Consider the following 20,520-nt stretch of genomic DNA (forward strand, 5'->3'; position numbering starts at 1 on the left):
TCATCAAGACCATGAAGGACACCGGCGCCGACATGAGCGTCAAATACAAGGAGACCGCCCGCGGCGGCCTCGCCGTCAACATCATCGAATGCTGACCCACCGAATACTGAGCCGACTGAGCGGACTGAGCCGTCCGCAACGGATTGCCCGCCTCTGAACAGGGCACTCGTCAGGGGCGTCCACCACCACGGTGGACGCCCCTGACGCTCCCCGCCCTCCGGAGGCAGCCCATGGAATCCTCGGCCCGGCACGTAGCAGCCGCCGTCCTCGTGCTCGACTGCGCCGAGCCGGAACAACTCGCCGAGTTCTACGGGGAGTTGCTGGGCGCCGAGATACCCCGGGAACGCGACCTGGCCCGCATCGACATCACCGGCAGCGGCGGCGCCCGCATGGCGTTCCGCCGCGACAACGGCGCCGCACCCGCGACCTGGCCCCGCCCCGACGACTCCCAGCAGGCCCACCTCCAACTCCTCGTCCCCCGCGCGGACATGGACGCCATCGAGCGCCGCGTCATGGACCTCGGCGGCCGCCCCCTGGACACCAAGGACAACGACGGCACGCACGACTGCAGGCTGTACTCGGACCCGGCGGGCCACACGTTCTCGCTGCGCAGCGAGTAGCGCGCAGCTTCTTGGCAAGCGGATCGGGGCGTTCGAGGGTGGAGGGGCGCGGCTCCGGGAACCACTAGGCAACCCAGGAGGTTCACCGCCCGGCCTCCTCCCAGCCCCGGGAGACGCCCATGATCCGTGGCATCGACGTCAGTTCCTATCAGTCCTCCTTCAACACCGACGGTCTCTCCTTCGTCTTCATCAAGGCGACGGAGGGCCGCAGTTACGTGAATCCACGTCTGACCGCCCAGACGAAACTCGCCCGCGACGGCGGCTGCGTCGTCGGCTTCTACCACTTCCTGTGGCCGGGCAACATCGCGGCGCAGGCGGAGTACTTCGTGAAGAAGGCGCCGGAGAAGGAGGGGGATCTGCTGGCGGTGGACTGGGAGACGACCGGGGACCACACCCGCGCGAGCAACGCCGAGAAGGACCGCTTCATCCGAGAGGTGAAGCGACTTCGCCCGGACCATAGGGTCATGCTCTATTGCAATAGGGACTTTTGGCTCAATCACGACACAACGTCGTATGCGGGCGACGGTCTCTGGATCGCCGACTACGTGACGGCGGGCAAGCCCCGCATCAAGGCGAAGTGGACGATCCACCAGTACACGTCGACGCCGCTGGACAAGGACGTCGCGGCCTTCGACGACGAGGACGCGCTGCGGGACTGGGCAACTCCCTAGCGCCTCCCCGCCGTTGGGGCCGCGAGGTCCCGTACCGTCAGGCCCGCCACTCCGCCGTGCGCTCCGGGGACGCCTCCGCGAGGGCCTTCATGATCGTCTCGACGTCGCCCCTGTTGCCGTACACCGGCGTGCCCGGCTGCTGGCGCCAGGAGTCGTCGAGGCCGCCGTTGTCGACGGAGTCGAAGCCGAGTTCGTCGATGAGCGCCCGTACGACCTGCTTGGCGGCCTTGTCGTCGCCGGAGACCGGCAGGGCTACGCGGCCCGGGGTCCCCTTGGGGAGCGGCTTGTCGAGGATGTCCTCGGCGTAGGTGCCGTTGAACGCCTTGACGACCGGGTGGCCGAGCTGCCGCTCGGTCCAGCGGCTCTCGGTCAGGCCGTCCTCGATCGCGGCGATCCTGCCGTCCCGCTGCTGCGGGTAGTAGTTGCCGGTGTCGATGACGACGACGTTCTCGGCCGCGCCGTCGAGGATGCCCGCGGGCAGGTCCGGCCCCCGGCCCGCTCCGGCAGGTCCGGGCCGCCGATCGCGTCGAAGAGGACCTCCGCGCCCCGCCCGCCCGTGGCCCGCTCGGTCTCCGCCGCGAGATCCTGCTCGTCCGTGACGATGACGTGTTCCGCGCCCAGGGCGAGGAGTTCGGCGCGCTTCGCCGCGGTGCGGGTCGTGGCGAGCGGGATCGCGCCGATGCGCCGGGCCACCTGGATCGCGGCGGTGCCGACGCCGCTGGAGGCACCGGTGATCAGCACATGGTCGCCGGGCCGCAGCCCCGCCGTCTCCAGGAGCCCCCCGTACGCCGTCGTGTACGTGAGCCACGCGGCCGCCCCCGTCACCGCGTCGATCCCGGCGGGCCGCGCCACCACGGCGCTCTCGGGCAGCACGATCCGCTCGGCGTAGACGCCCTGCGCGCCCATCTCGATGCCGGGCCCCGTCATCACGGGGTCGCCCGGCGCGAACGCGGTGACGCCCTCGCCGACCGCCTCCACCACGCCCGCCGCCTCGTAGCCGAGCCGGGAGCCGGGCAGGGTCGGCCGGTAGTAGTACGTCCCCGCGCGGAAGAGGGCCTCGGCACGGTTGAGGCCCAACGCCTCGACGCGGATGAGGAGTTGGCCGGGGGCCGGGGCCGCGAGGTCCAGCTCCTTGGTCTGGAGGACCTCGGGGCCGCCGAGGGTGTCGAAGACGACGGTGGGGACGGAGAGCAGGGTCGGTGTTGTCATGACGATCACGGTAGGCGGGGCCTGGAGAGACGAACCATGGTTGCTGGTCTCTCTTTCATGTCCGTACGTCTCTGACATTCAAGAGGTCGCTACCGTACGGGACATGGATGTACTCAGTGACGCGATCGCCGCCATGCGCATGGGCCGCCCGCACTCGGGGCTCCGGGAGAAGTTCGCCCCGTGGGGCGTGCACTTCGGGACGCATGGCGGGGCCGGGTTCCATGTGGTGCTGCAGGGGTCGGCCTGGCTCATCCCGGAGGGGGGTGAGGGCCAGAAGGCCGGTGAGCCCGTCGCGCTCGGGCCCGGCGACGTCGTCTTCCTCGCCCATGGCTACGGGCATGCGCTGGTGAGCGAGCCGGGTGTGGAGGTGGAGCGGTTCGACCTGGAGGAGGACGGCTCGTGGCCCGACTTCCCTTCGCCCGCGGCCCGTTCCGACGGACGGCGGCCCGACACCGTGCTGCTCTGCGGCGCCTACCGGCTCGACCGGGCCCGTGCCCACCCGCTGCTCTCGGAGCTGCCCGCGGTGGTGCATCTGCCCGCGCGGGTCGGCTCGCATCCCTCGCTGCGCGGCGCGGTCGAGCTGCTCGGGGCGGAGCTGGCGGATCCGCAGCCGGGGTCCGACACGATCGTGTCGGCTCTCCTCGACACACTGCTGCTGTACATCCTGCGGGCCTGGTGGCTGCGGGAGCGGCACGGGTCCGGGCATCCGACCGGGTGGGCCGCCGCGCTCGCCGATCCGTCGGTGGCGGCGGCGCTGCATGCGGTGCACGACGATCCCGGGCGGGCGTGGACCGTGGCGGAGCTGGGGGCGCTGACGGGGCTCTCGCGGGCGCCGTTCGCGCGGCGGTTCGCGGGGGCGGTGGGGGTGCCGCCGCTGGCGTATGTGACGTGGTGGCGGATGACAGTGGCGGGGCGGGTGCTGCGGGAGGGCGACGCGCCGTTGCGGATCGTCGCCCAACAGGCCGGGTACGCCTCGGAGTTCGCCTTCGCCAAGGCGTTCAAGCGGGAGTTCGGGGTGGCGCCGGGGCGGTATCGGAAGGTGCGGGTCGCCGGGTGAGGGGGGTGGTTCCTTTCCCCGATCCCGCCCCTTCCCGAATACGGCGACTGCGTCGCCCCTGGGGTGCCCGTGCTGGGGCTTTGCCCCTAGACCCCCTTTTCGGCCTGGACGGCCTCGTCCTCAAACGCCGGACGGGCTGATTCCTTCCAACCTCCCCATCGTCGCCTCCAGTTCCGTCCGCGCCGCCCGCTCCGCCTCGTCCCCGTCCCCCTCCGCCACCGCCCGTACGAGTGCCTCGTGCGCCTCGTCCCCGTGGTTGGACTCGTCCGCCCGTACGCCCGTCAGGTCCAGCAGGGCGATGAGCCCCTCCCGCAGCGCGGGGGCGAACTCGGCGAAGAGGTCGGCGAGTACGGGGTTGTGGGCGGCCGCCACCACCGCCGCGTGCAGGGCGATGTCGGCGTCGACGAAGGCCGGGTCGGGGCCCGCGGACGCCGCCCGGCGCCCCTCGAGGGCCGCTCGCATCGCGCTGATGTCCTCGTCCGTGCGGCGGTGCGCGGCGAGGCGGGCCGCCTGGACCTCGACCAGCATCCGGACCTCGTAGACGTCTCCAACTGCCGCTCTGCGCAGGCGCGTCGGCCAGTCCTCCTTCGCCTCCGCCGCCGTGACGAAGACCCCGGCGCCCTGCCGGGCCCGCACCAGGCCCGCACCCGCGAGCGCACGCAGCGCCTCGCGGACCGTGGAGCGGCCCACGCCGAGCTCCTTAGCGAGGGTCGTCTCGCCGGGCAGCTTGCTGCCGACCGGCCAGTGGCCCTCGGAGATCTGGGCGCGCAGGCGTGCCGCCGCCTGTTCGACCAGCGGGCTGGGGCGGAGGGCGCCGAGCGAGGGCGCAGATGAAGGCGAGGACGGAGACGGAGACGGGGATGAGGGTGAGGGCGAGGGTGGGGGCACCTCGGGCTCCAACTTGTCTGAGGAGTACTTGTCTGAGGACCTGAGCTGTGGTTAGTGTAGCCGCATGATCTTCCGTGGTCTCCTTCTCGGCCGCCGCGGCGGGGCCTGACGCGACCGGCACCCCGCCGCGGGGTGCCGTGCTGCCGGTCGTCACGCCACCACCACGACCGAGCGACCGAACAGAGGCCCCACCCATGTACCCCTGGAATCCGCAGCGCCCGAGCGCCATGCCCTTCCACCGCTACCGCCCTTACGAGGAGCGGGTCAACGTCCCTGTGCAGGAACGGAGTTGGCCCGGCCGCCGCATCACCGAGGCGCCCCTCTGGGTCCCCGTCGACCTGCGCGACGGCAATCAGGCGCTCGTCGAGCCGATGGACACCGAGCGCAAGCACCGCCTCTTCGACCTGCTGGTCCGCAGGGGGTTCAAGGAGATCGAGATCGGCTATCCGTCCGCCTCCCGGACCGATTTCGACTTCGTCCGTCACGTCGTCTCGCTCTGCGCCTCCGGCGCCGTGCCCGACGACGTCACGCCCGTCGTCTTCACCCCGGCCAGGCCCGACCTCATCGACCGGACCTTCGAGTCCATCGACGGGCTGCCGCGCGCCGTGGTGCACCTGTACATCGCCACCTCGCCCGTGTGGCGCGACGTCGTGCTGGGGAAGGACCGGGAGGCCGTGGCCGCCACCGTGCGGGAGGCCGCGGAGCGCATGGCGCGGCGCGCGGCCGAGCGGCCGGACGCGGACATCCGCTTCCAGTTCTCGCCCGAGACCTTCAACCTGACCGAGCCCGACTACATCATCGAACTCTGCGACATGGTCAGCGAGTTGTGGGACGCCCGGCCGGAGCGGCCCGTCACACACAACCTTCCGGCCACTGTCGAAATCGCCACGCCGAACGTGTACGCGGATCAGATTGAGTACATGCACCGGAATCTGGCCCGACGCGACTCCGTCATTCTGTCCGTGCACCCGCACAACGACCGCGGCACCGGCGTGGCCTGCGCCGAACTCGCCGTCCTGGCGGGCGCGCAGCGCGTGGAGGGATGCCTGTTCGGCAACGGCGAGCGGACGGGGAACGTCGACCTCGTGACGCTGGCGCTCAATCTGTACGCGCAGGGCGTGGACCCGATGGTCGACTTCTCCGACATCGACGCCGTGCGGGACGTCGTCGAGCACTGCAACCGCATCCCCGTGCACCCCCGCCACCCGTACGCGGGCGAGCTCACCCACACCGCGTTCTCCGGCACCCATCAGGACGCGATCAGCAAGGGATTCATCCAACACAGCGCGAGGGCAGCCGAGTTGGGGGTAGCGGAGAGCGAGGCGCCGTGGGAGGTGCCGTATCTGCCGATCGACCCGGCGGACATCGGGCGCAGTTACGAGGCGGTGATCCGCGTCAACTCCCAGTCGGGCAAGGGCGGCATGGCGTATCTGCTGCGCGAGCACCACGGCCTGGACCTGCCGCGGCGGCTGCGGCCGGACTTCTCGCGGGTGGTGCAGGAGGCGACGGACGACAGCGGGCGCGAGGCGACACCGAAGGAGCTGTACGAGCTGTTCCGGGTGACCTATCTGGCGCCGGGGACCGACGGGGATCATGTGGCGCTGTCCTCCTGGACCGTCGACCGCGATCCGTCGACCGGCGCGCACCGCTTCGTCTGCACCCTCCAGATCGGCGACAGGGCGGGGGACTTCGAGGGGGTGGGGAACGGTCCGCTGTCGGCGTTCGTGGACGCCCTCGCGGGCGCGGGCATCGCCGTCGACATCCTCGACTACTCCGAGCACGCCACCACCGCGGGTCCGGGCAGTGAGGCCGTCGCGTACGCGGAGTGCCGCGTCGGCGGGGACGCGGGAGAGACGTACTGGGGTGCCGGCCGGGACACCTCCGTGCTCACGGCGTCCGTGCACGCGGTCCTGGCGGCCGTGAACCGGGCGGGGGCGGGACGGTGACGACGGCCCCGACGGCCACGGCGGTGGCTGCGACGCCGGTGCTGGCGGCCACGGATGTGACGGTCGTGCGCGACGGCCGCCCCATCCTGGACGACGTCTCGCTCACCGTGCGGCCGGGCGAGCACTGGGCGCTGCTCGGCGCCAACGGGGCGGGAAAGTCAACCCTGTTGAGCCTCCTCGGCGCGGTCGCGCATCCCACGCACGGCTCGGTCGAGGTGCTCGGGCGGCGCCTCGGGAGCGTCGATCTGCGGGAGCTGCGGACGTACGTGGGTCATGTGAACCCGCGCCACCCGCTGCGCTCCCCGCTGTCCGTGCGCCACGTCGTCCTGACGGGCCTGACCAACAGCGTGGAGCCCCTCCCCCGCTGGCGGCCGACGCCGGAGCAGGAGCGGCGGGCGGACGAGCTGATCGCGCTGCTCGGGCTCGCCCACCGGTCCGGCGCGCGCTGGCCGACGCTCTCCCAGGGTGAGCGCGGCCGGGCCCTGATCGCCCGCTCGCTGATGCCGCAGCCGCAGCTCGTCCTGCTCGACGAGCCCGCGACGGGGCTCGATCTCGCGGGCCGCGAGGGGCTGTTGGACAGTCTGGACGCGCTGCGGAAGGGCCATCCGGAGCTCGCGACGGTCCTGGTCACCCATCACCTGGAGGAGCTGCCGTCCGGTACGTCGCACGCGCTGCTGCTGCGGGACGGGCGGGCGCTCGCCTCGGGTGCCGTCGGGTCGGTGCTCACCAGCGACCTGGTGACCAAGTGCTTCGACCACCCGGTGGAGCTGGCGCGCACGGACGGGCGCTGGAGCGTACGCACCCGGCGCTGACGCCGGACATGGCGGTGGGGCCCGGTGCGCTCGCATGCGCCCCGGGCCCCATCACCGCAGGGCCGTATCGCCCTACTTGTTCAAGCTCGCCCAGAACTCATCAAAGCTGAGCTTCTTGTCCGAGTTGAGGTCCTTGGTGCCTATGACGGCCTCCGCCACGGCCTCGGTGACGTGGAAGTCCCCCATCTGCGCCATGGCGGTCTTCCACTCTGCCGCCGTGATGAAGCCGTCGCCGTCCTGGTCGAACCGGTCGAACGTCTTGCGCGCTTCCTCGATGTCCGCCACCGCGTCCACCCCTTCTTGTTGCCCTACTGACGGGCCACAGGGTATCCGCAGGTCATCTGAAGATCCCCGTGTGCCCCAAGGAGTAGCGGCCGGGCTGCGGATAGACGGCGAGGCCGTGGGGTCCGCCGCCCACGGGGATGCGGGCGAGCTGGACGCCGGTGCGGGTGTCGATGGCGTACACCTCGGAGTCGTAACGCCCGGACAGCCACAGGGTGTTGCCGTCGGCGGAGACGCCGCCCATGTCGGGGCTGCCGCCCTGGGGGAGCTTCCACTTCTTGGTGAGCTTGTTCTTCGGGAAGTCGAAGACGGAGATGGTGCCCTCGCCGCGGTTGGAGATGTACATCTCCTTGGAGTCGCGGCTGACGTACAGGCCGTGGCAGCCCTTGCCGGTGGGCAGCAGCTTCGGGGTGGTGAACCTCTTGCCGTCCAGGACCCACATGCCGTGCGCCATCATGTCGGCGATGTAGAAGGTCTTGCCGTCCGGGGACATCTTCACGTCCTGCGGCATGGCGCCCTCGAAGGGCAGCTTCTGCTGGCCGACGATCTCCATCTTCTCGGTGTCGACCTTGAGGAGCTCGCCGGAGAACTCACAGGAGACGATGAAGTACCGGCCGTCCATGGAGAAGTCGGCGTGGTTGACGCCCGCGCAGGTCACCGGGACGGTCTTCACCCGGTTCATGGTTCTGGGGTCGCGGAAGACCAGCTCGCGGTCCATGGAGGCCATGACGACGGCGTACTTGCCGTTCGGCGTGAAGTAGAGGTTGTAGGGGTCGGAGACCTCGACGGTGCGCCCGGTCTTGCCGGTGGCGGGGTCGATGGCGGTGAGTGAGTCGCCCAGGTCGTTGTTGACCCAGAGGGTCTTCATGTCCCAGGAGGGGACGACGTGCTGGGGCTGGTTGCCGACCGGGATGGTCTCGACGACCTCGTACGTCTTGGGGTCGATGACGGAGACGGTGTTGGAGTTGGTGTTGGGCACGTAGACGCGCGGCAGGAACTTCTTGACCTCCGGCTGGAGGGCGTTCGGGCGGTCAGCGGCGTAGGCGTCCTTCGGGTCGAGGACGGGCGGCATGCCGGGCAGCCCGGGCACGACCTTCGGCTTGGCGGGGGGCTTGCGCACGCCCTGGGTGCCGAGGGCCTCGTTGGCGCGCTTGCCGTCGGTGCCGCAGCCGGCGAGCGCGGCGAGGACGGCGCCGGCGGCGAGGAGCGCGCCGGTGCGCTTGGTGAGGGCCAGTTTCTGGCTCGGCTTCTGGTTCGGCTTCTGGTTCGGCTTGTGGTTCATCAGGTCAGCAGCTCCGTGGTCGTCACCGCGCGCAGGCCGCGGCGGTCGAGTTCTTCCAGGACGGCGGGGAGCGCGGCCACCGTGTCCGCGTACCCGAAGTGGAGGCTCACCACGGAGCCCGGGCGGATCTCCGCGGCGACCTTGCGGGTGATCGCGGGGGCGCCCGGCGAGGTGAAGTCGAGGGAGTCGACGTCGTACGAGAGGACGTGCGGGTAGCCGGCGCGGCGGGCCAGGCGCTCCACGAGGGGCGTCGCGGTCTGCGTGCGGGAGGGCCGGAACCAGGTGCCGATGGAGCCGGTGAGGCGGCGGAGCCGGTCCGCGCAGCCGGTGATCTCGGCGTACGCCTCGGCCTCGGTCATCGCGTTGATGTCGCGGTGGTGGTGGGTGTGGTTGCCGAGGTCGTGGCCGCCGTCGAGAATGCGCCGGGCCAGGTCCGGGTGTTCGTCGAGCCAGGTGCCGACGGCGAGGACGGTGACGTGGGCGCCCGCCTGCTCGGCCTGGCCGAGCAGGGCCTTCGCGATGGCCGGGTCGCCCTGGCCGTGGAAGGTGAGAGCGACCCGGGGGCGGGCGCCGGGGCCGTGCGCGATCTGGGCGGGCAGGCCGGGGAAGCGGCGGGGGGCGGGGGCGGCGGCCGGGCGGCGGGCCTTGGCTGCGGGGTGGTCGAGGCGGTCGCCCGTGGGTGCCGGGCGGTCGGGCGCGGGGGTCTCGGGGTCGCCGGTCGCGCAGCCCGTGGTGAGCGCGCCCGCGACGATCAGCCCGGCGCCCGCGCGCAGGGCTCCACGACGGTCTGTCTCGGTCACCCGGCCATTTAATAGGCAAAGCTTCGGGAAACTGGTGATTTGCCCCTTTCGGGACTGTTGCGCGTCGCAGCCCTTGGGTATCGCCCGCCACAGCGGGCTCTTAACCAGCGTTTACCAGGCAGGTGGCCCATCTCACCAAGGATTCACCCCTAAAGTGCAATGGTTAGTCCCTGTATGTCCTGGTTGGGACTTTTGGATCCCTGGGTCCCGTCTGCCATAGTCGGAGCCACGACCCCCATTGACCCGGGCTCAGGTCGTCATCAGCGGCCGTGGACCACACCCCTTCCGGTCCCGGCCCTCCGCGAAAAGCCCCCACGGCGCCGCACCAGGCTCCCGGGGGCTTTCGTGTACCCGGACCGCCGCGGGTCCGGGCGGGCTCAGCGGTCGACGACGCGCATCTCGAACCAGGTCGTCTTGCCGCGCGGCAGCAGGTCCACGCCCCAGCGGTCGGAGAGCTTGTCGACGAGGAAGAGGCCGCGGCCGCTGACGTCGAGGTCGCGGACGGGCATCAGGCAGGGCAGCCCGCGCGAGGGGTCGCGCACCTCGACCCGCAGCCAGCCGCGCCGCCGCAGCATCCGCAGGCCGAAGACGCGGGCACCGGTGTGCCGCACGGCGTTGCCGACGAGTTCGGAGACGAGGAGCACGACATCCTCGGTGAGCTTCGGGGTCAGGCCCCAGTGGCGCAGGACGACGACCTGGGCGAGGCGGCGCGCGATGGCGGCGGATTCCGGGCGCGACGGCAGCGGAACCTCCGCGTCCGTCGGATTGCCGAACAACTCCAGCGCCTTCAGCGCGTGTTCGTCCTCAACCGCCGGCGACCAGCGTGCCGCGGTCGCACTCACGTGCCGCCGCGGCGGTTCGATACCCTCCAGCCCCGCCATGTCCACCATCATGGCCGCCCAGAGCGCTCTCCGGGGCCGTTCCGGCGGAATAAGCCCCCCGGAACGCCTCATTCCGGGGGGTCAAGTAGGCATATGCCGTTGGCAGTTAAGGGTCCGGCACACCCGCTCCGACCTGCGATGACTTCTCGCTTACGAGTGATCACCGAGCGCCTCGGCCAAGGTTGCCTTAAGGTTCGCTTAAGTCAGCCCTAATCCGCCCCTTCGGGGGACACGCCTGGCTGACGGCCCCTCAACTACCGCGAATTCAGACGAATTTGGCCTTACCGGGACCCTCCTCGACGAAGCTGCGCATGCCGCGCTCCCGGTCCTCGGTCGCGAACAGGCCCGCGAACCAGGTGCGTTCGACGGCCAGGCCGGTGTCGATGTCGGTCTCCAGACCCGAGTCGATCGACTCCTTGGCGGCGCGCAGCGCGAGCGCCGGGCCCTGGGCGAGCCGGGCGGCCCAGGTGTGCGCCTGCTCGTACACCTCGGCGGCGGGCACGACGCGGTCCACCAGGCCGAGCGTGAGCGCCTCCTCGGCCTTGACCATGCGTCCGGTGAAGATGAGGTCCTTCGCCTTGGACGGGCCGATGAGGCGGGCCAGGCGCTGGGTGCCGCCCGCGCCCGGGATCAGGCCGAGCAGTATCTCCGGCTGGCCCAGCTTGGCGTTGTCCCCGGCGATGCGGAAATCGGCGCAGAGCGCCAACTCGCAGCCGCCGCCGAGCGCGTAGCCGGTGACGGCGGCGACGACGGGCTTGGGGATGCGGGCCACGGCCGTGAAGCACTCCTGCAGTTCGCGGGAGCGCAGGACCATCGCGGTGTGGTCCATGTTCTGCATTTCCTTGATGTCCGCCCCGGCGGCGAAGACCTTCTCGCCCCCGTACAGGACGACGGCCCGCACGTCGGTGCGGGCCGTCGCTTCCTCGGCGAGCTCCTTGAGGCGGTCCTGGGTGGCGCTGTCCAGGGCGTTCATCGGCGGACGGTCGAGGCGGATCGTGCCGACGCCCTCGGCTACTTCAAGAGTCGCTGTCATGACCGCAGGCTAACGGGCGTTCACCCCCTGCGGTCCAGGGCGCGGGTCACATCAGGGGGCGCTCCGGGGGGCGCTCCAGGGGTGCTATGCCTTCCACTTCTCCCAGGACATGTTCCAGCCGTTGTAGCCGTTCTCCGGGGCGATGGTCTTGTCGTGCGTGTTCTTCACGACCACGACGTCACCGGTCATCGAGTTGTCGAAGAACCAGGCGGCGGGGACCTTCTTGTCGTAGCCGCCGCGCACGTCGCGCAGGCCGATGCAGCCGTGGCTGGAGTTGACGTTGCCGAAGGTGCCGCCGCCCCAGTAGTTGCCGTGGATGAAGGTGCCGGAGTTCGACAGGCGCTGGGCGTGCGGGACGTCCTTGATGTCGTACTCGCCGCCGTAGCCGACCGTGTCACCGTTCATGCGGGTCACCTCGAGGCGCTCGCTGATGACCATCTGGCCGTTCCACGTCTCGTAGCCGGGCTTGCCCGTGGTCACCGGGATCTTCTTGATGAGCTTGCCGTCGCGGACGACCTTCATCTGGTGCGTCTTGGCGTCGACGGTGGAGACCTGGCTGCGGCCGATCGTGAACTTCAGGGTCTTGGCCTGCTTGCCGTAGACGCCGGGGCGGCCCTCGACGCCGTCGAGGTTGAGGTCGACGGTGACCTTCGTGCCGGACTTCCAGTACTTCTCCGGGCGGAAGTCCAGGCGGTCGTTGCCGAACCAGTGGCCCTCGACCGGGACCGACGGCTCGGTCTTGATCTTTATCGCCTTCTGCACGGCCTTCGGGTCGGTGATGCCGCGCGTGAAGTGCACCGAGAAGGGCATCCCCACGCCGACCTTGGAGCCGTCCTCCGGAGTGAACTGGCCGACGAAGGTGTTCTGCGGGACCAGCGTCGTGAAGTCCGAGTCCTTGGCGGCCGTGCGGCCGTCGGAGTCCTTCGCGACCGCGTGCACCTCGTACTTCGTCGACGCCGCGAGGTGCCCGTCCGGGATCCAGCGGGCGCCGTCCGCGGCGATCCTGCCGGGTATCTCCTTGCCCTTCGGGTCCTTCACGGTGACCTCGGACAGCTTGCCCTTGGCCGCGGATATCTTCAGGGCGCCGCTGGTGGCGACCTTGTCCGCGCCGTCCTTCGGGGCGATCGTCACGACCGCCTGCGACGGGGCGTTCTTGTCCGCCCCGCCCTTGTCCTTGCCGCCCGAGTCCGAGCCGCCTCCCCCGCCGCACGCGGCGACGAGCAGCAGCGTCGCACCCGAGGCGAGCGCGAGAGCGGCCCTCGCGCCCCTCCCGTGCTTCCGCCCCCGGCCGTACGCGTCAACCGACGCCCCCGATATCGGTCGCCCGTTCAAGATGTCTTCTCCCCTCGCACGGCCTGGACCAGGCCCGCACCCTCGCGCACCCCCGTGCGCGTATGCGCTCAGATCGCGCACTGCGCTAGGTAACCACACGCCTCTGACCGATGGATCCCCGCCAATGTCACCGTTCAGTCCCAACCTCGTGTGTGGTGCGGGCAGTCCCTTCACACGACCCCCTTCACCCTCGTCTCACCCGGCCTTCTTCCAGTCCTTCCACTCCATGTTCCAACCGCTGAGCCCGTTGTCAGGAGCGACTTTCTTGTCATCGCTGTTGACGACTTCGACGACGTCCCCGATGAGGGTGCGGTCGAAGAACCAGCCCGCGGGCGTCGCTGAGCTGCCGCCCTTCACATCGCGCAGGCCCACGCAGCCATGGCTGACATTCGTGTTGCCGGGGGCGTTCGGCGACCAGTAGTTGCCGTGCAGGAAGGTCCCGGAGGTGGTGAGGCGGATGGCGTGCGGGACGTCCTTGATGTCGTACTCGCCCTTGCCGTCGTCGTCGGTGAAGCCGACCGTCGCGCCGTTCATGCGCGTCACCTCGTACATCTCCGCGACCACCATCCTCCCGTTGTACGTGGTGGTCTTGGGGGCGCCCGCGGTGATCGGGACGGTGGAGAGGACCTCCCCGTCGCGGCGCACCTCCATGGTGTGCGCGGCGGCGTCGACGAGGCTGACCTGGCTGCGGCCGACCGTGAACGTGAACGACTTGTCCTGCAGCCCGTAGACACCGGGCGCCGCCTGCACGTCGCGCAGGTCCAGGTCGACGGTGACCTTCGTACCGGGCTTCCAGTACTTCTCCGGGCGGAAGTCCAGGCGGGTGTCGCCGAACCAGTGCGGGGCGATGTCCACGGCCGGCTTCGACGTGACGCGGATGGCGCGCTGCACGGCCGCCCGGTCGGAGATCTCCCGGTTGAACTCCAGGGACACGATCATGCCGGTGCCGACGGTCGCCCGGTTCTCCGGCGTCACGTACCCGATGAAGCGCTCGTCGGGCACATACGTCGTGAACGTCGTGTGCCGGGCCGAGCGGCGGCCGTGCCCGTCGAGGGCGACCGCGTCGACGCTGTACTTCGCGGCGAGCGGCAGCGCACCCGGGTCCAGCGGCCGCCACGTCATGCCGTCCTCGTCGATGCGGCCCGGCACGTCGAACTCCTGGGCGTCCTGCGCCCGGACGACCTTCACCGACTCCAGGCGCCCGTCCGGGACGGACACCTCGATCCGCTCGTTCGGCTTCACGCCCTTGGCGCCGTCGTCCGGCGCCACCTTGATCGCGTCCTCGGGCGACCGGGGCTTGCCGAACATCCCGTCAAGGCCGGTGCCGGAACAGCCCGCGGCCCCGGCCAGCAGTCCTGCCCATGTCAGTACGGCGGCCAGCGCGGCCCCTGCGCGCCGTGCGCGCCTCGCTACCTGTGTCACGTAGGTGCCAACGACCGTGCCCCTCCTGGGGAAACGTGAGTGCGACGCACCCGCTGGGCAGAACAGTGGGGAGGACCGGCCCGGGAGGCCGCGGCCGGGACGCCGTGCGCCTTGTGCCCCGCCGGTCCCGGTGAGCCGCGGGAGGCTGAACGGTGTCGAGCGCACCCGAGCAGGAGGCAGTACAGGAGGGGCGCGGCGGTCATGCGGTGCGCGCGAGCGAGCGGGCGGCGCTGAACGGCGTACGGAGGAAGGGGCGCCCGCGGCCCGCCCCGCCGGTGTGGCCCGGGGCGCCGACGCCGCTCGGGGCGCGCTTCCGGGTGGGCCCGGACGGCGTCGCGGGCACCAACTTCGCGCTGTGGGCGGGCGGGGCGGACTCCGTGGAGCTGTGCCTCTTCGACGACGACGGGGCCGAGACCCGCTGCCCGCTGACCGAGCTGACCCATGAGATCTGGCACGGCTTCGTGCCGGGCGTGCACCCCGGGCAGCGCTACGGCTACCGCGTGCACGGCCGCTGGGACCCGTGGACGGGCGCCCGCTGGAACCCGGCGAAGCTGCTCCTCGACCCGTACGCACGGGCGGTGGACGGCGCCAAAGGAAATGATTACAGCACTCTCCCCGCCGAGGTGTACGGGCACGTCCGCGACTGGCCCCAGCAGCATGTCGCGGACACCGTGCGCGACGACCGGGACTCCGCCCCGTACGTCCCGAAGGGCGTCGTGGTGCACGACGACGCGCCGGACGACGAGTGGGCCGACGACCGCCGCCCGAAGACCCCGTGGGCGGACTCGGTCATCTACGAGCTCCATGTGAAGGGCTTCACCAAACTCCACCCGGGGATCCCCGAGGAACTGCGCGGCACGTACGCGGGCCTTGCGCACCCGGCGGCGATCGAGCACCTGGTGAAGCTGGGCGTGACGGCGGTGGAGCTGTTGCCCGTGCACCAATTCGCCCATGAGGACCACCTGTTGAGGCGGGGCCTGCGCAACTACTGGGGCTACAACTCCATCGGCTACTTCGCCCCGCACGCGGCGTACGCGGCGTCGGGGACGCGCGGCCAGCAGGTCGGCGAGTTCCGGCGGATGGTGCGGGCGCTGCACGAGGCCGGGATCGAGGTGATCCTGGACGTCGTCTACAACCACACGGCGGAGGCGGGCGAGCTGGGCCCGATGCTGTCGCTGCGCGGCATCGACAACCGCGCGTACTACCGGCTGCAGGACGACGCGCGGCGGTACGCGGACTACACGGGCTGCGGCAACACCCTGAGCGTGGTGCAGCCGCACGTGCTGCGGCTGATCACGGACTCGCTGCGGTACTGGGTGTCGGAGATGGGGGTGGACGGCTTCCGCTTCGACCTGGCCGCCGCTCTGGCCCGGTCCTTCCACGACGTCGACATGCTGTCGCCGTTCCTCGCGGTGATCGCGCAGGACCCGGTGCTGCGGCGCGTGAAGCTGATCGCGGAGCCGTGGGACGTGGGCTCCGGCGGCTACCAGGTGGGCGCCTTCCCGCCGCTGTGGACGGAGTGGAACGACCGCTACCGGGGCGCGGTGCGGGACTTCTGGCGCGGCGCGCTGCCGGACGTCCGGGACCTGGGCTACCGGCTCTCCGGGTCGAGCGACCTGTACGCATGGGGCGGCCGGCGCCCGTACGCCTCCGTCAACTTCGTGACGGCCCACGACGGGTTCACACTGCGGGACCTGGTCACGTACGAGCGCAAGCACAACGAGAAGAACGGGGAGGGGAACCGGGACGGGTCCGACGACAACCGGTCCTGGAACTGCGGGGTGGAGGGCGAGACGGACGACGAGGCCGTACGCGCCCTGCGCCGACGGCAGTTGCGGAACCTCCTCACGACGCTGCTGCTGTCCACCGGGGTGCCGATGCTGGTCGCGGGCGACGAGATGGGGCGTACGCAGGGGGGCAGCAACAACGCGTACTGCCAGGACAACGAGGTGAGTTGGGTCGACTGGGGGAACCTGGACGACCCGGGCTGCCGGGGGCTGTTCGAGCTGGCCGCGCGGCTGATCGCGCTGCGGCACGCCCATCCGGTGCTGCGGCGGCGGGCGTTCTTCTCGGGGCGGGCGCATTCGGCGGACGGGCTGCGGGACCTGGCGTGGTTCACGGACCGGGGCGAGGAGATGACGGAGGCGGACTGGTACGCGCCCGCGGCGACGCTCGGGATGTACCTGTCGGGGCTCGACATTCCCGGGCGGGACGCGCGGGGGGCGGCGGTGCGGGACGAGAGCTTTCTGGCGGTGTTCCACGCGGGCGACCGGGGGGTCAGCTTTGTGCTTCCCGGGGAGCCGTGGGGGGCGGCGTACGAGGTGGTGGTGGATACGGCGGTCGAGGAGCAGGGGGAGGTGCCGGGGGTGGTGTGCCGGGGTGGGGAGTCGGTGGTGGTGGGAGCGCGGTCTGTGGTGCTGTTGCGGGTGGTGGGGGGTTGAGGGGGTGCCTCCGGCGTTTGAGGACGAGCCCTTGAGGCGATATCGGGTGCCCCAGGGCGACGGAGTCGCCGTTTCGGGAAGGGGCGGGGTTGGGGAAGAGGAACTAGCCCAGGATGCCCCGGTCGTACGCGACAGCGACCGCCGCCGCGCGGTCCTTCACGCCCAACTTCCCGTAGATGTGCGTCAGATGCGTCTTCACCGTCGCCTCGCTGATGAACAGCTCCCGCGCGATCTCACGGTTCGCCGTGCCCTTCGCCACCAGGACGAGGACCTCCCGCTCGCGGGCGGACAGGGACGCGTCCGGCGCCGCAGCCGGGGTGCGGACCGCCGAGACCAGGCGGGACGCCACCGCGGGCGAGAGCACCGTCCGCCCCTGCGCGGCAGCCCGTACCGCCGTGAAGAGCTCCTCGCGCGGCGCGTCCTTGAGGAGGTAGCCCGTCGCGCCCGCCTCGATCGCGGGCAGCGTGTCGGAGTCCGTGTCGTACGTGGTGAGGACGAGGACACGGGCGCGGGCGCCGCGGCGGGTGAGTTCGGCGATCGCGTCGACGCCGTTGCCGCCGGGCATGCGGAGGTCCATCAGGACGACGTCCGGGTCCAGGGCCGCCACCTGGCCGAGCGCGGCCACGCCGTCGGACGCCTCGCCGAGTACGGAGAAGTCCGGGGACGACTCGAACATGCCGCGCAGCCCGTCCCGTACGACGGGGTGGTCGTCGACGATCAGGAGGGTGATGACCTCGGGGTTCGAGGCCGCGCCCGAAGTGTTCTCAGCGTTCATCGCGCACCAACGGTACGCGAGCCGACACCGCCGTGCCGTGTCCCGGCTCGGACTCCACCGTGAGGGAGCCCGCGACGCGCTCCGCGCGGGCCCGCATGCCGTCGAGGCCGAAGCCGCCCGTGCCGGATCGGGCCGGCAGGCCGAGCGGGTCGAAGCCGGTGCCGTCGTCGCGGACGTCCAGCGTGACCTCGCCGTCCATGTAGGAGAGCGTCACGCCCACGCGCGTGGGCGCCGCGTGCCGGGAGGCGTTCGAGAGGGCCTCCTGGGCGATGCGGAGGAGGGTGGACTCCAGTTCCTCGTGGAGGGGGGTTGTCGTGCCCGTCGTCGTGAACTGGGCGCGGACTCCCGTGCGTTCGGACCACTCCGTCACCGTCTTCTTCAGCGCCTCCGGCAGCGTGTCGTGCTCCAGGGCGACCGGCGCGAGGTTCTGCACGGAGCGGCGGGCCTCGCCGAGGCTGTGCCGGGCCAGGTCGGCGGCGCGGTCGAGGTGCTCGTGGGCGACCGCCCGGTCCGGGGCGTTCGCGACGACCTGGAGCTGGGCGATGATGCCCGTGAGCCCTTGGGCGATGGTGTCGTGGATCTCGGCGGCCAGGCGGCGGCGCTCGTCGGCGACGCCCGCCTCCCGTGCCTGGACGAGGAGTTGGGCGTGCAGGGCCGCGTTCTCGTCCAGGGCCTGCTGGAGCGCGGCGTTGGTGCGCTCCAGCTCCTGGATGGTGTCGGCCTGGGCCGCGGCCCGCTCGTCCTCCTTGGCGGCGAGGTGCCCCATGACGGTGATCAGGGCCATGTTGACCGCGAGCAGCGCCCCGAAGAGCACCCAGGCGAGCGGGCCGTCGGGCGGCAGGCCGCCGGCCTGGGAACCGGCCAGGACCACGGCCGTGGCGAAGAGCCCCGGCCGCAGCAGGCGCCTCGGGAGCAGCTGGGCGGCGCCGAAGTAGCCGCTCGCGGCGTAGAACACGAAGAACGGGTTCAGCCAGGACAGGACGAAGCCGATCGCCCAGCGGACCCCGTAGTAGACGGTCCCGGCGACGGAGGGGCCGGGGCGGGTGCGGGCCGCCCGGTTCCACCAGACCTGGAGGGCCGCCGCGGCGGCGGTCAGACTCCCCGCCACGGCCCAGTCGGCCCGGCCCATGCCGATGACGTTCGTCGTGGCCGCCGAGATGGCGAAGCCGAAGCCGAGGAGGGCGTAGGGCCCGTACCGGTTGAAGGCGCCCCAGCGCTCCTCGACGGTGGTCGCGGCGTCGCGGCCCGGTCCCGTGCTCATGCACCCAGTCTGCATCGCTTCCCCGTCGACACCCTCGAACCTGTCGCCCCCGTCGCCCACCGGCTCACTCCCAGCGGAACCAGCGCGCGGCGGCGCCGGTGAGCAGGGCCGTCCACACCACCATGACGGCCAGGTGGGACCAGCTCGGCCAGTCCCCCGTGGCCGCCTGGTTGAGGGCCTGGGCGGCGGCGCCGAAGGGGGTGTACTCGACGACGCGGGCGAGGCCGTCGGGCATGGCCTGGACGGGCAGCCAGACGCCCGCGCAGAACATCATCGGGAAGAAGACGACCGTGCCGATCGCGTTGGCGATCTTCGAGGTGCGGGCCCGGGACGAGACGACCGCGCCGAGCCCGAGCGCGACGAGGATCGCGAGGACCAGGGCGAGGAGGTAGCCGGCGGGCTGCTCCGGCAACGGCACGTCGAAGGCGGCCCGCGCGACCGTGACCGACAGCAGCGCCGAGCCGAGCGCGGCGGCGCCGTGGATGCCCATCTGCGCGCCGAGCAGCCAGCTGGGCCGCATCGGCGTGGCCGACATGCGGCGCAGGATGCCGCGCTCCCGGTAGCCGGTGACGACCGGCGGCATGGCCTGGAGCGCGGCCATGATCATGGGGAGCAGCACGGCGACGGGCACGTACGCGTCGACGAGGCGGATGCCGCCGCCGGAGCCGAGCGTCTTGTCGACCTCGCGGAACGACGGGATCGAGCCGAGGACGACGAGCAGCAGCGTCGGGAAGACGAGGATCCAGAAGAGGGCGGCGGGCTCCCTCCTGAACAGGCGGATCTCCGTCCTGAGGACGGCGCGGACGGCGCCCCGCGCGCGGGCGGTGGACTCCGGGTGCGCGGGAGGTACGGGGGTCGTGGCGAGGCGGCTCACGGTGCTCATGAGGGGGTGGCTCCCGTCAGGTCCAGGAACGCGTCGTCCAACGTGGCGTCGGACACGCGGAGTTGGTGGGCGGTGATGTGCCGGCGCGCCAGCAGGCTGATGACGGCGTTGACGGTCTCGTCGGTGCCGCCCAGGGTGTAGCGGCCGTCGCGGTGGTCGACGGAGGCGAGCGCGGGGAGTCCGGCGAGCTCACGGCCGTCCAGCGGCGCCGACGGCGTGAAGGACATGACGGTGGAGCTCGCGGCCCGGCTGATCAGGCCCGCGGGGGTGTCGAGGGCGGCGACGCGGCCCCGGTCGATGACCGCGACGCGGTCGCACAGGCGCTGTGCCTCCTCCATGAAGTGGGTGACGAGGACGACGGTGACGCCGCCCGCGCGCACGTCCTCGATGAGCCGCCACGTGTCGCGCCGCGCGCGCGGGTCGAGCCCGGTGGTCAGCTCGTCCAGGACGACGACCCTCGGGTTGCCGATGAGGGCGAGCGCGATGAACAGGCGCTGCTTCTGGCCGCCGCTGAGCTTCGCGAAGCGGGTGTCGAGCTTCTCGGTCAGGCCGAGCCGCTCGGCGAGGGAGCGCCCGTCGACCGGGTCCGGGTAGAACGCGGCGTACAGCTCGAGCGCCTCGCGCACGGTGAGCTTCGGCTGCAGCTCGCTCTCCTGGAGCTGGGCGCCGAGGATGCGGGTGACGCGGTCGTGGTCGGCCACCGGGTCGAGCCCGGCGACGCGGACGCCGCCCCCGTCGGGAACGCGCAGGCCCTCCAGGCACTCGACGGTGGTGGTCTTGCCCGCCCCGTTGGGGCCGAGGATCCCGAAGATCTCGCCCTCCTCGACGGCGAAGGTGACGCCGTCGACGACGTTCCGGCCGCCGTAGACCTTCTTCAGGTCGTTCACTTCGATGAGAGGCATGCTCAGAGAATCGCTGGTGGGAG

General features: G+C 71.5%; 19 protein-coding genes and 1 pseudogene. 6 read left to right on the forward strand and 14 right to left on the reverse strand.

Going from position 1 to position 20,520, the window contains the following annotated elements; all coding sequences use genetic code 11:
* Positions 1 to 230 precede the first annotated feature (230 nt).
* Positions 231 to 620 (forward strand): VOC family protein, encoded by a 390-nt coding sequence (locus tag ACFWYM_RS31015; protein WP_384844732.1) that lies wholly within the window; start codon positions 231 to 233, stop codon positions 618 to 620.
* 119 nt (positions 621 to 739) lie between these two features.
* Entirely contained in the window at positions 740 to 1,291 is a 552-nt protein-coding gene (locus tag ACFWYM_RS31020; protein WP_384844735.1) for a glycoside hydrolase family 25 protein, read from the forward strand.
* A 37-nt stretch (positions 1,292 to 1,328) separates the two neighbouring features.
* On the opposite strand, the pseudogene ACFWYM_RS31025 reads toward ACFWYM_RS31020, so the two are convergent.
* Positions 1,329 to 1,778: pseudogene (locus tag ACFWYM_RS31025) on the reverse strand (NADPH-dependent F420 reductase); the annotation flags it as partial.
* Positions 1,661 to 2,500 carry a zinc-dependent alcohol dehydrogenase family protein gene (locus ACFWYM_RS31030; RefSeq protein WP_384844738.1) on the reverse strand — a complete coding sequence of 280 codons (840 nt, stop codon included), beginning with the start codon at positions 2,498 to 2,500 and terminating at the stop codon, positions 1,661 to 1,663. The gene ACFWYM_RS31030 and the pseudogene ACFWYM_RS31025, both read right to left, overlap by 118 nt.
* 103 nt (positions 2,501 to 2,603) lie before the next feature.
* Here ACFWYM_RS31030 and ACFWYM_RS31035 point away from each other — a divergent pair, with 103 nt between their 5' ends.
* Entirely contained in the window at positions 2,604 to 3,557 is a 954-nt protein-coding gene (locus ACFWYM_RS31035; RefSeq protein ID WP_384844740.1) for an AraC family transcriptional regulator, read from the forward strand.
* A 120-nt stretch (positions 3,558 to 3,677) separates the two neighbouring features.
* Here ACFWYM_RS31035 and ACFWYM_RS31040 read toward each other — a convergent pair whose 3' ends face one another.
* Positions 3,678 to 4,352, reverse strand: coding sequence for a FadR/GntR family transcriptional regulator (locus ACFWYM_RS31040; RefSeq protein ID WP_384845009.1), 675 nt, complete (start codon positions 4,350 to 4,352; stop codon positions 3,678 to 3,680).
* A 287-nt stretch (positions 4,353 to 4,639) separates the two neighbouring features.
* Here ACFWYM_RS31040 and leuA point away from each other — a divergent pair, with 287 nt between their 5' ends.
* Together leuA and ACFWYM_RS31050 are read left to right on the forward strand one after the other, a co-directional pair.
* A complete protein-coding gene (leuA, locus tag ACFWYM_RS31045; RefSeq protein WP_384844743.1) occupies positions 4,640 to 6,391 on the forward strand; it encodes a 2-isopropylmalate synthase in 1,752 nt (583 codons plus the stop codon).
* On the forward strand, positions 6,388 to 7,203 hold the full coding sequence (locus tag ACFWYM_RS31050; RefSeq protein ID WP_384844746.1) for an ABC transporter ATP-binding protein: 816 nt from the start codon (positions 6,388 to 6,390) through the stop codon (positions 7,201 to 7,203). Before leuA ends, ACFWYM_RS31050 begins: the two co-directional genes overlap by 4 nt.
* Positions 7,204 to 7,275: 72 nt before the next feature.
* Here the strand turns inward: ACFWYM_RS31050 and ACFWYM_RS31055 are convergent, their stop codons facing one another.
* The 7 genes from ACFWYM_RS31055 to ACFWYM_RS31085 all read right to left on the reverse strand — a co-directional run bounded on the left by ACFWYM_RS31055 (position 7,276) and on the right by ACFWYM_RS31085 (position 14,121).
* Positions 7,276 to 7,488, reverse strand: coding sequence for an EF-hand domain-containing protein (locus ACFWYM_RS31055; RefSeq protein ID WP_384844749.1), 213 nt, complete (start codon positions 7,486 to 7,488; stop codon positions 7,276 to 7,278).
* A gap of 52 nt (positions 7,489 to 7,540) precedes the next feature.
* Positions 7,541 to 8,767 carry a YncE family protein gene (locus ACFWYM_RS31060; RefSeq protein ID WP_384844752.1) on the reverse strand — a complete coding sequence of 409 codons (1,227 nt, stop codon included), beginning with the start codon at positions 8,765 to 8,767 and terminating at the stop codon, positions 7,541 to 7,543.
* Positions 8,767 to 9,567 (reverse strand): polysaccharide deacetylase family protein, encoded by an 801-nt coding sequence (locus ACFWYM_RS31065; protein WP_384844754.1) that lies wholly within the window; start codon positions 9,565 to 9,567, stop codon positions 8,767 to 8,769. Before ACFWYM_RS31065 ends, ACFWYM_RS31060 begins: the two co-directional genes overlap by 1 nt.
* Positions 9,568 to 9,944: 377 nt before the next feature.
* Entirely contained in the window at positions 9,945 to 10,448 is a 504-nt protein-coding gene (locus tag ACFWYM_RS31070; protein ID WP_384844757.1) for an ATP-binding protein, read from the reverse strand.
* A 265-nt stretch (positions 10,449 to 10,713) separates the two neighbouring features.
* Positions 10,714 to 11,481, reverse strand: coding sequence for an enoyl-CoA hydratase/isomerase family protein (locus ACFWYM_RS31075; RefSeq protein WP_384844760.1), 768 nt, complete (start codon positions 11,479 to 11,481; stop codon positions 10,714 to 10,716).
* Between the two features lie 84 nt (positions 11,482 to 11,565).
* Positions 11,566 to 12,813 (reverse strand): Ig-like domain-containing protein, encoded by a 1,248-nt coding sequence (locus ACFWYM_RS31080; protein WP_384844763.1) that lies wholly within the window; start codon positions 12,811 to 12,813, stop codon positions 11,566 to 11,568.
* Positions 12,814 to 13,008: 195 nt separating this feature from the next.
* Complete coding sequence (locus tag ACFWYM_RS31085; RefSeq protein ID WP_384844766.1) at positions 13,009 to 14,121, reverse strand: Ig-like domain-containing protein; 1,113 nt, start codon at positions 14,119 to 14,121, stop codon at positions 13,009 to 13,011.
* A 266-nt stretch (positions 14,122 to 14,387) separates the two neighbouring features.
* Between ACFWYM_RS31085 and glgX the strand changes: the two genes are divergently transcribed.
* The gene (gene glgX / locus ACFWYM_RS31090; RefSeq protein WP_384844769.1) at positions 14,388 to 16,676 is read left to right on the forward strand and encodes a glycogen debranching protein GlgX; all 2,289 of its coding nucleotides are present in this window, start codon (positions 14,388 to 14,390) and stop codon (positions 16,674 to 16,676) included.
* Between the two features lie 103 nt (positions 16,677 to 16,779).
* On the opposite strand, the gene ACFWYM_RS31095 is transcribed toward glgX, so the two are convergent.
* The 4 genes from ACFWYM_RS31095 to ACFWYM_RS31110 form a co-directional block, all read right to left on the reverse strand.
* Complete coding sequence (locus ACFWYM_RS31095; RefSeq protein WP_384844772.1) at positions 16,780 to 17,451, reverse strand: response regulator; 672 nt, start codon at positions 17,449 to 17,451, stop codon at positions 16,780 to 16,782.
* Positions 17,441 to 18,712, reverse strand: a complete 1,272-nt coding sequence (locus ACFWYM_RS31100) for a sensor histidine kinase (RefSeq protein ID WP_384844775.1) — start codon at positions 18,710 to 18,712, stop codon at positions 17,441 to 17,443. Before ACFWYM_RS31100 ends, ACFWYM_RS31095 begins: the two co-directional genes overlap by 11 nt.
* A gap of 64 nt (positions 18,713 to 18,776) precedes the next feature.
* Positions 18,777 to 19,595 carry an ABC transporter permease gene (locus ACFWYM_RS31105; RefSeq protein ID WP_384844778.1) on the reverse strand — a complete coding sequence of 273 codons (819 nt, stop codon included), beginning with the start codon at positions 19,593 to 19,595 and terminating at the stop codon, positions 18,777 to 18,779.
* A complete protein-coding gene (locus tag ACFWYM_RS31110) occupies positions 19,592 to 20,497 on the reverse strand; it encodes an ABC transporter ATP-binding protein (RefSeq protein WP_384844781.1) in 906 nt (301 codons plus the stop codon). Before ACFWYM_RS31110 ends, ACFWYM_RS31105 begins: the two co-directional genes overlap by 4 nt.
* Positions 20,498 to 20,520: the final 23 nt, after the last annotated feature.

This window comes from Streptomyces sp. NPDC059009, assembly GCF_042740175.1.
Taxonomy (GTDB): Bacteria; Actinomycetota; Actinomycetes; order Streptomycetales; family Streptomycetaceae; genus Streptomyces.

What these genes read in the sequence shown, in the direction of transcription:
- ACFWYM_RS31015 (WP_384844732.1), top strand. Translation starts at nt 231, where the DNA reads ATGGAATCCTCGGCCCGGCACGTAGCAGCCGCCGTCCTCGTGCTCGAC.
- ACFWYM_RS31020 (WP_384844735.1), top strand. Translation starts at nt 740, where the DNA reads ATGATCCGTGGCATCGACGTCAGTTCCTATCAGTCCTCCTTCAACACC.
- ACFWYM_RS31030 (WP_384844738.1), bottom strand. Translation starts at nt 2,500, where the DNA reads ATGACAACACCGACCCTGCTCTCCGTCCCCACCGTCGTCTTCGACACC.
- ACFWYM_RS31035 (WP_384844740.1), top strand. Translation starts at nt 2,604, where the DNA reads ATGGATGTACTCAGTGACGCGATCGCCGCCATGCGCATGGGCCGCCCG.
- leuA (WP_384844743.1), top strand. Translation starts at nt 4,640, where the DNA reads ATGTACCCCTGGAATCCGCAGCGCCCGAGCGCCATGCCCTTCCACCGC.
- ACFWYM_RS31060 (WP_384844752.1), bottom strand. Translation starts at nt 8,767, where the DNA reads ATGAACCACAAGCCGAACCAGAAGCCGAACCAGAAGCCGAGCCAGAAA.
- ACFWYM_RS31070 (WP_384844757.1), bottom strand. Translation starts at nt 10,448, where the DNA reads ATGGCGGGGCTGGAGGGTATCGAACCGCCGCGGCGGCACGTGAGTGCG.
- ACFWYM_RS31075 (WP_384844760.1), bottom strand. Translation starts at nt 11,481, where the DNA reads ATGACAGCGACTCTTGAAGTAGCCGAGGGCGTCGGCACGATCCGCCTC.
- ACFWYM_RS31085 (WP_384844766.1), bottom strand. Translation starts at nt 14,121, where the DNA reads ATGTTCGGCAAGCCCCGGTCGCCCGAGGACGCGATCAAGGTGGCGCCG.
- ACFWYM_RS31095 (WP_384844772.1), bottom strand. Translation starts at nt 17,451, where the DNA reads ATGAACGCTGAGAACACTTCGGGCGCGGCCTCGAACCCCGAGGTCATC.
- ACFWYM_RS31100 (WP_384844775.1), bottom strand. Translation starts at nt 18,712, where the DNA reads ATGAGCACGGGACCGGGCCGCGACGCCGCGACCACCGTCGAGGAGCGC.
- ACFWYM_RS31105 (WP_384844778.1), bottom strand. Translation starts at nt 19,595, where the DNA reads ATGAGCACCGTGAGCCGCCTCGCCACGACCCCCGTACCTCCCGCGCAC.
- ACFWYM_RS31110 (WP_384844781.1), bottom strand. Translation starts at nt 20,497, where the DNA reads ATGCCTCTCATCGAAGTGAACGACCTGAAGAAGGTCTACGGCGGCCGG.